Origin of the sequence: Primorskyibacter sedentarius (assembly GCF_004342065.1) — a bacterium.
Classification (GTDB): Bacteria; Pseudomonadota; Alphaproteobacteria; order Rhodobacterales; family Rhodobacteraceae; genus Primorskyibacter; species Primorskyibacter sedentarius.
In genome coordinates this window covers 1-1,013 of sequence record NZ_SLZU01000085.1, presented here as the reverse complement: position 1 = coordinate 1,013, position 1,013 = coordinate 1, and the positions used below count along the sequence as shown (strand labels likewise).

1 protein-coding gene and 1 pseudogene are annotated in these 1,013 nt (G+C 61.7%); one reads left to right on the top strand and one right to left on the bottom strand.

All coding sequences use genetic code 11. The features are described 5' to 3' along the window. A pseudogene (gene tnpC, locus EDD52_RS23580) lies at positions 1-797 on the bottom strand (IS66 family transposase); the annotation flags it as partial. Positions 798-800: 3 nt separating this feature from the next. On the opposite strand from tnpC, the gene EDD52_RS24245 reads away from it, so the two are divergent. After that, positions 801-1,013 (top strand): hypothetical protein (locus EDD52_RS24245; protein ID WP_243652094.1); only part of this gene is annotated, 213 nt, incomplete at its 3' end.

The window sequence follows — 1,013 nt, the reverse complement described above, 5'->3', positions numbered from 1 at the left end:
CCGTCGATCTGCAGGATGCCGTTGAAGCCGGCCAGGAACGTTTCGGCATGTGCGCCATGGCGCCCGGGGGCGTAGAAATAGACCACGCCGGGCGGATCATCGCCGCCCCAGGCTCTGTCATCCCGGGCCAGCGCCCAGAGATAGCCGGTCTTGGTTCGCCCTCGGCCAGGATCGAGGACTGGTGCTTTTGTCTCGTCCATGAACAGCTTCGTGGACGTCTTCAGATGCTCGGCCAGCCGGTCCACGATAGGACGAAGATGGAACGCCGCCACTCCGACCCAGTCGACCAATGTGGACCGGTGAATGTCGATGCCGGAACGGGCCAGGATTTGCGACTGCCGGTATAACGGAAGATGGTCCGCATACTTGCTGACCAGCACATGGGCGATGGCCCCTCCGGTCGGCAACCCACCCTCGATCAGCCAGGGCGGCGTCGGGGCTTGCGTGACCCCGTCGGTGCATGTGCGGCAGGCGTATTTGGGTCGCACTGTCACCATCACCCGCAACTGCGCAGGCACGATATCCAGCCGCTCGTTGCGATCTTCGCCGATCCTGTGCATCACACCACAGCCACACGGGCACTCCAGGCTGTCCGGTTCGATCGCCTGTTCGATGCGCGGCAGACCCTCGGGCAGGTTGCCACGATTGCGCTTGGCGACCTTTTTTCGCTTGGGTTTGTCGCTGCTGGGAGCCTGCTCCGATTTTTTCTCTTCGACCTCAGCAAGGGCAACCTCAAGATCCTCGAAGGCCAGTTGCCGGTCGTCCCCATTCAGCTTTTCGGACTTCTTACCGTAGGGCGCATGGTGCATCTCAGCGATCCGCTGCCCGGCAGTGGTTTGTTTTCAAACCACGAAAGGGAGGTGTTCCTGACGCTGCGTGGTTTCCCGCAGTTCGGCCACCTCGTCGATCAGCGCGGAGCGGTGTTTGTCAAAGGAGTTGTCCGCCGATTTCATGCGGCGTCTCTGATTTCAGGGGCGCTGATTTCGGTTTCTGGGTTGAGCCAGACGGGTCCA